This window comes from Nocardia implantans, assembly GCF_035544775.1.
GTDB classification, from domain to species: Bacteria; Actinomycetota; Actinomycetes; order Mycobacteriales; family Mycobacteriaceae; genus Nocardia; species Nocardia implantans.
Genome location: NZ_JAYKYQ010000001.1, coordinates 929,116 through 935,884 on the forward strand (window position 1 = coordinate 929,116; position 6,769 = coordinate 935,884).

A 6,769-nucleotide genomic window follows, 5' to 3' on the forward strand; every position below is an offset into this window, starting at 1 on the left:
AACGGGCTTGCGCCCGGCTCCGAGCCCGCAGGAACGCCGCCGGTCGCCGCCGCGGCTCCGAAACGGAAAACAAGGGCGCGACAGGCGGAAACCCGGCTCGGGCTGGTGCGCCGCGCGCGCCGGATGAACCGGGAACTGGCGACCGCCTTCCCCGACGCGCACTGTGAGCTGGATTTCACCACGCCGCTCGAATTGGCGGTCGCGACAATACTTTCTGCGCAATGCACCGACGAGCGCGTGAACCTCACCACGCCCGCGCTGTTCGCCCGCTACCCGGACGCGCGTGCATATGCCGAGGCAAATCGGGCGGAGCTGGAGGAATACATCCGGCCGACCGGATTCTTCCGAAACAAAACCTCCTCTTTGATCGGACTCGGCCAGGCGTTGCTGGAACGTCACGACGGTGAATTGCCTCACACCCTGTCCGAACTGGTCCAGCTTCCCGGCATCGGGCGCAAGACCGCCAATGTCATCCTCGGGAACGCGTTCGGGGTGCCTGGCATCACGGTCGACACCCACTTCGGCCGCCTGGTGCGCCGCTGGGGATGGACCGAGGAAGAGGACCCGGTCAAGGTCGAGCACATCGTCGGCGCGCTGATCGAGCGCAAGGAATGGACGATGCTCTCGCACCGGGTGATCTTTCACGGGCGACGCGTCTGCCATTCCCGCAAGCCTGCGTGCGGCGCGTGCGTTCTGGCCAAGGACTGTCCGTCGTTCGGGATCGGGCCGACCGATCCGGAAGCCGCGGCCAAGCTGGTGAAGGGGCCGGAGCGGGAGCATCTGCTCGAGCTGGTGGGCCGGTGAGTTCGGAGCCCTCGGGCCGAAGGAGAGCGGGACATGCGTGGCGCTGGGCGCTTGCCGGTCTGATCGTGGTGGTCGCGCTTGCGGTCGCGGTGTGGCCGCGCGGCGGGGACGACCGGACGCAGGAGCAACACCCCGCTTCCGTAGCCTCCGGCGTCTCCGCCGACCTGCGCGCCGCGGCCCATCTGCCCGACTGCCCGAGCGGCGCGGCCTCCGGTAGCGGCCCGTTGTCCGGGATGACGCTGAGCTGTCTCGCCGACGGCAGGCCGGTCGACCTGGCCGCCGCGCTGGCGGGCAAGCCCGCCCTGCTGAACCTCTGGGCCTATTGGTGCGCACCGTGCGCCGATGAGTTGCCGTATTTGCAGCAATACGCCCAACGCGCCGGAAACGCGATTACGGTGCTGACCGTGCACAGCGACCCTGATGAGGCCAAGGCACTGTCCCGTCTGCGCGGACTGGACGTTCGATTGCCCGGCGTGCTCGACGCCGACGCGCGAGTGCGCACCGCCGTCGGCGCCCCCGCGGTGCTGCCGATCTCGGTGCTGGTGCGGGCCGACGGCTCGATCGCCGGCGTCGAGGTGCGCGCTTTCGACGGGGTGGATGACATCGCGAATACCGTCGCGGGCAAGCTCGGAGTAGCCGCGTGACGATGCGGGTGGACGAATCGATGGTGGAGGTGACGGTGCGGGCGTGCACGCGGGTCGGTGGGCGAATGCGCGGGGGAGGTGTGCGATGACCATCGAAATGCCCCCCGGCATCCCGGAATGGCTGACCCGCTCGGCCGAACCCGCCCCCGACAGCGCCGACACCCTGACCAGGGCGCGTGCGCTGCGCCGCGCCATGACCGTGACCTCGAAGCCGCGCCAAGCGGCGGTGCTGGTGCTGTTCGGCGGCTCGCCGGAGCCGGACCCGGACGCGCCGGGCGGACTGCCCGCCGACGCGGAGGTGCTGCTCACCCAGCGCGCCTCGACCCTGCGCCAGCATCGCGGTCAGGTGGCCTTCCCCGGTGGCGCGGCGGACCCGGGCGATGCCGGGCCGATCGATACCGCGCTGCGGGAGGCGTGCGAGGAGACCGGGCTCGACCGTTCCGGCGTGGAACCGTTCGCGGTGCTGCCGAAGCTGTTCGTGCCGCCGTCCCGATTCGACGTGACGCCGGTGCTCGCGTATTGGCGCACGCCGGGCGCGGTGGGGGTGGTCGACCAGAGCGAGACCGAGCGGGTGGTGCGCGTTCCGCTCGCGCAGCTGCTGGATCCGGCCAACCGCTTCTTGGTCCGCAGTCCGCTCGGTTATCAGAGCCCGGCGTTCCAGGTGGACGGGATGCTGGTCTGGGGCCTGACCGGCGGCATCATCGCCGGGATCAGCAAGGCCTCCGGCTGGGATCGCGAGTGGGACCACGATGACGTCCGTGATCTGGAGACCGCACTCGCCGCCGTAGGAATGACGTTATGAGCTCATCGGCCTGGCTCGACATCGCCGTCGTGCTGCTGGCCCTGCTCGCCGCCTCGTCGGGGTGGCGGCAGGGCGCGGTGGCGTCCGCGCTCGCCTTCCTCGGCGTGGTGCTCGGCGCGGTCGCGGGCATCCTGATCGCGCCGCACATCCTGGTGCACGTCGACGAGGGCCGCACCAGGGTGCTCACCGGCGTGCTGCTGATCGTGGTGCTGGTGATCGTCGGTGAGGTCGCGGGCATGGTGCTCGGGCGCGCCGCGCGCAGCGGCATGCGTCATCCGTTCACCCGCAGCGTGGACAGCGTGGTCGGCGCGGTGCTGCAGGCGGTCGCCGTGCTGGTCACCGCCTGGTTGCTGGCGTTGCCGCTCGCCACGTCGTCGCAGCCGGCCATCGCCACGGCGATCAACGGCTCACGGGTGCTCGCCGACGTCAACGACGTCGCGCCGAACTGGCTGCGCAAGCTGCCCAACGAATTCTCCAAACTGCTCAACACCTCCGGTCTGCCGGATGTGATCGGACCGTTCGGGCGGGCGCCGATCGCCGCCGTCGAACCACCCGATCCGAGCGTGCTGGCCAGCCCGGTCGCGGCCTCGCTGCAGCAGAGTGTGCTGCGCATCCGCGGTGTCGCGCCGAGTTGCCAGCGGGCGCTGGAGGGTTCGGGCTTCGTGATCGCCCCGGAGCGCGTGATGACCAACGCCCACGTCGTCGCGGGCACCACCAGTGTCGACGTGGACACCGCCTACGGCTCGCTGCCCGCGTCGGTGGTGCTGTTCGATCCGTTCACGGATGTCGCGGTGCTCTCGGTGCCCGGCCTCACCGCTCCGGTCGTGCCCCAGGCGCCGTCACCCGCTCGTACCGGCGACAGCGCTATCGTGCTCGGCTATCCGGGTGGTGGCCGGTACACCGCCAGCGCGGCCCGGATTCGCGAGACTCTGGACCTGACCGGACCGAATATCTATCGCGACGGAACGGTGAAGCGGGAGGTGTACACCGTCCGCGGCCTGGTGCAGGCGGGCAATTCCGGTGGGCCGCTGGTGGATACCGAAGGGCAGGTGCTGGGGGTCGTCTTCGGCGCCGCGGTGACCGACAACGACACCGGTTATGTGCTGACGCTCAACGAGATCCGCTCCGAACTCGACGCTTCGCAGCGTTCCGACGGTCCGGTGGCCACCGGAGCGTGCGTGCTGAGCTGATCGGCGGTGCTCAGCGCGACGGCAGGCCGTACCACTGGAATGGTGCGGTGGCGTCGCGCTGATACCGCGTAACTCCTTCGGCGGCAGTGAGACTGCAAGCGACCGGCGAACGCGGGGATCGCTGCGACCCCGGCCGTGAACCCAGCGGCCGGGAGTGCATCGCGAAGGGGTTCAGCCGAGGAGTTCGGCCAGTCGCTTGGTCACGGCGTCCGGGTTCTCCTGGTGGGCGAAGTGCCCGGCCGCCGGGATGCCCACCAGCCGCCGTTCCGGCGAAAGGTGCGGGTCGCGACGGAAAGTTCCCGGCAGCACATACGGGTCCAATTCGCCGCGCATGGCCAGGACCGGGATGCGGACGGGTTCACGCATGGTCGCCATGAACCGGCGGCCGTCCGGACGCCACTGGCTGCGGAAGGCCCAGCGCTGGTACTCCAGCGCGCAGTGCGCGGCGCCGGGGATCCGGATCGCCGACCGCATCCGCTGGGCGGTGTCGATGAATTCTTCGGTGCCCGCCCATCCCGCGCTCACCCGCTGGCGCAGCAGCCGTTCCACTTCGAAGCCGTCGTCGGTGGTCAGCAAGTGCTCGCCGTACCGGGGCAGCTGGTAGCGAAGGAAGTTCGGCAGCCAGGCCGCGCGCTGGCGGCGGTTGCGCAGCACGGCGCTCTTGAGCGCGGACGGATGCGGCGAGCCGACCAGCGCGATCGAGCGGACCAGCCGCGGATGCAGCACCGCCGTGGTCCAGCAGACCAGCCCGCCTTCGGCGTGCCCGGCCAGCGTCGCCTCGGTGTAGCCGAGCGCCCGGATCAGCCCGGCGACGTCACCGGCGAGCGTCCAGCCGTCGTATCCGCGCGGCGGCTTGTCGCTGTCGCCGTAGCCGCGCAGGTCGACGGCCACGGCGCGGTAGCCGAGTTCGGCCAGGCCGGTGAGCTGGTGCCGCCAGGACCACCAGAAGTCCGCGAAGCCGTGCAGCAACACGACCAGCGGAGCATCGGACCGCTCCGGCGCCGCGTCGACGACGTGGAATCGGATGCCGTTGGCGTGCACGTCCCGATGCGTCCACGGTCCGTCGTAACGGACGCTGGACGGATCCGGAAGCAAGTTCGCCGACACGCCGATGGAGCCTAGTAGCCGCCGTACCGGCTCGCGAACGCGCGCCTACGAAGTCCGCTTCTCCAGCGCGAGGCGGTCGTCGTGCGCGGCGGCGCCGAGGCCGTGCGGCAGCACCGTGCGCGCCTGCTTGAGCGAATCGATCGTCTTCTCCGGCGCGCGCAGTTTCTTCACCCTGCGGTAGCCGAGGAACGCCAGCACCGCGGTGGCCACGACCATCAGCAGGAAGACGATCAGGAAGGCCGCCCAGCGCGCCAGCCACACATCGAGCAGTTCGCCGAGGAAGAAGAAAAAGAAGAACGTGCTGAACAGCAGCACGGTGAGCGCGAGGATGAAGTAGACGCTGCCCTGCAGGCCCTTCTTGATCTCGCCGGTGACCTCGGCCTTGGCCAGTTCGACCTCGGCGCGGACCAGGGTCGACATCTGCTCGGCGGCGTCGCGCACCAGCGTCCCGAAACTGGCGTTGCCGAGCGGATCGGCATCCGTGAGGGGAATGGAGGTGACCGTCCGACCGCCCTGCGCGTCGCTCCCGTTACCGCCGTGGTTGAAACTCACTTGGTCGACCCTTCTCCCTGTCCCGGCACTGCTTCAACTCCCGTTCGATCGGCGGTGCTCCCGGTGCCCTCCGTGGTCACGCAGGCTACCGCCTCCGGGCGGATCGCTCGCGCCGCCGTCTTGTTCACGTTGTAGCGCACGGGCGTCCCGCCGAGCCTGGTGGACACGCCCACGCCGCAACAGTAGCGCCGAACCGGCGAGCGACGCCGCCATTGATGTCACCAACACGGCGGCCTTCGCCAACTCGACGGCCGACTCGCCCGCGACATCGGTGAGCGCGAGTTCCGCCACGAGAAGGCTAACCGTGAACCCGATCGCGCCCAGCACCGAGAGGGCGAACATGTCCCGCCAGCCGAGACCGCTGGGGCGCGTCGCGACGCCAGAGCGGATTGCCAGCCAACTGATCCCGAAGATCCCCAGTGGCTTGCCCACCAGCAGGCCCAGCATGACCGCCAGCGCGAGCCGATCGGTGAACAGATCGCCGAAAACCGTGGGATTGAACGGAACCCCCGCGGCGAACAGGGCGAACAGCGGAACGCACAATCCGGCCGACACCGGTTGGAAGATGTGCTCGAGCCGGGTGGCGGGCGCTTCGGGTTCCCCGGAATCCGGACGCACCCGGGTGAGCAGGCCGAGCGCGACGCCGGCCAAGGTGGGGTGGATACCGGCCTCGTGCAGCGCGTACCAGGACACCAGCGCCAGCGGTACATAGAGCAACGGTGTGCGGATGCGGGCGCGTTGCCCTGACGCCCACCCCGCGAAGCATCCTGCGGCGACCAGCAGCCACAGCAGCGACACCGTGGTGGTGAACAGCACCGCGATCAGGATGATCGCCATCAGGTCGTCGACCACGGCGAGGCTGAGCAGGAACACCCGCGCGCCCGCCGGGATGCGGGAACCGGTCAGCGCGAGCACGGCGAGCGCGAACGCGATGTCGGTGGCGACCGGGATGGCCCAGCCGCGCTCCATGCCGGGTATCCCGAACCCGACCACCGCCGCGATCAGCGCGGGAGTCAGCACGCCACCGACCGCGGCGACCACCGGAAGCACGGCGCGTCTGCGGTCGGCGAGTTCGCCGACGACCAGTTCGCGTTTGAGTTCCAGCCCGGCGACGAAGAAGAACACCGCGAGCAGACCGTCCTCGGTCCACTCGGCCAGGGTCAGGTCCAAGTGCAGCGGCGGTATGGCGAGGACCGTCTCGGTGACCGTCAGATAACTGGCACCCCAGGGCGAGTTCACCCACAGCAACGCGATCGCCGCCGCGATCAGAAGCAGTGCGCCGCCGAAGGTTTCCGTGCGGAGGTAACGGGACAGTTCCGAGCGCACTTGCGTGATCACGGGAAACCTTTCGGCCGGTGGTCGGGCGGACGCGGAGGCGGCACCCCACCGGAGTCGGCTGAACGGGTGCGCGACCGCTCGCCGACCAGACTTCCCGGCACACCTTAGGCAATCTTAACGGCCGCGGCCGGTGACGGATCCCGCCACCGGCCGCGTTCAGTGCTGTGCGGTCAGTTCTTGCCCGCTCGGATCGCTTCGAAGACGCTCGGGTCGACGAGGGTGGAGGTGTCGCCGAGTTCGCGTCCTTCGGCGACGTCGCGTAGGAGGCGGCGCATGATTTTGCCGCTGCGGGTTTTGGGGAGTTCGGGGACGATGTGGATTTCGCGGGGTTT

Annotated in this window: 7 protein-coding genes; 4 read left to right on the top strand and 3 right to left on the bottom strand. The window is 69.8% G+C overall.

Features of this window, described 5'->3' with window-relative positions:
* Positions 1–102: 102 nt before the first annotated feature.
* The 4 genes from nth (at position 103) to U3653_RS04180 (ending at position 3,440) form a co-directional block, all read left to right on the top strand.
* Positions 103–804, top strand: a complete 702-nt coding sequence (gene nth, locus U3653_RS04165; protein WP_323124482.1) for an endonuclease III — start codon at positions 103–105, stop codon at positions 802–804.
* Entirely contained in the window at positions 801–1,448 is a 648-nt protein-coding gene (locus tag U3653_RS04170; protein WP_323124477.1) for a TlpA family protein disulfide reductase, read from the top strand. The genes nth and U3653_RS04170 overlap by 4 nt, the downstream gene beginning before the upstream one ends.
* An 85-nt stretch (positions 1,449–1,533) precedes the next feature.
* Positions 1,534–2,250 carry an NUDIX hydrolase gene (locus U3653_RS04175; protein ID WP_195079849.1) on the top strand — a complete coding sequence of 239 codons (717 nt, stop codon included), beginning with the start codon at positions 1,534–1,536 and terminating at the stop codon, positions 2,248–2,250.
* The gene (locus U3653_RS04180; RefSeq protein ID WP_067799611.1) at positions 2,247–3,440 is read left to right on the top strand and encodes a MarP family serine protease; all 1,194 of its coding nucleotides are present in this window, start codon (positions 2,247–2,249) and stop codon (positions 3,438–3,440) included. The genes U3653_RS04175 and U3653_RS04180 overlap by 4 nt, the downstream gene beginning before the upstream one ends.
* Positions 3,441–3,611: 171 nt before the next feature.
* Here the strand turns inward: U3653_RS04180 and U3653_RS04185 are convergent, their stop codons facing one another.
* From U3653_RS04185 to nhaA, 3 genes are read right to left on the bottom strand one after another with little or no spacing between them, the layout of a single operon-like run.
* Positions 3,612–4,547 (bottom strand): alpha/beta fold hydrolase, encoded by a 936-nt coding sequence (locus tag U3653_RS04185; RefSeq protein ID WP_195079850.1) that lies wholly within the window; start codon positions 4,545–4,547, stop codon positions 3,612–3,614.
* 45 nt (positions 4,548–4,592) lie between these two features.
* Entirely contained in the window at positions 4,593–5,099 is a 507-nt protein-coding gene (locus tag U3653_RS04190) for a phage holin family protein (protein ID WP_195079851.1), read from the bottom strand.
* A 33-nt stretch (positions 5,100–5,132) separates the two neighbouring features.
* Positions 5,133–6,434 (bottom strand): Na+/H+ antiporter NhaA, encoded by a 1,302-nt coding sequence (nhaA, locus tag U3653_RS04195; RefSeq protein WP_195079913.1) that lies wholly within the window; start codon positions 6,432–6,434, stop codon positions 5,133–5,135.
* Between the last annotated feature and the right edge of the window lie 335 nt (positions 6,435–6,769).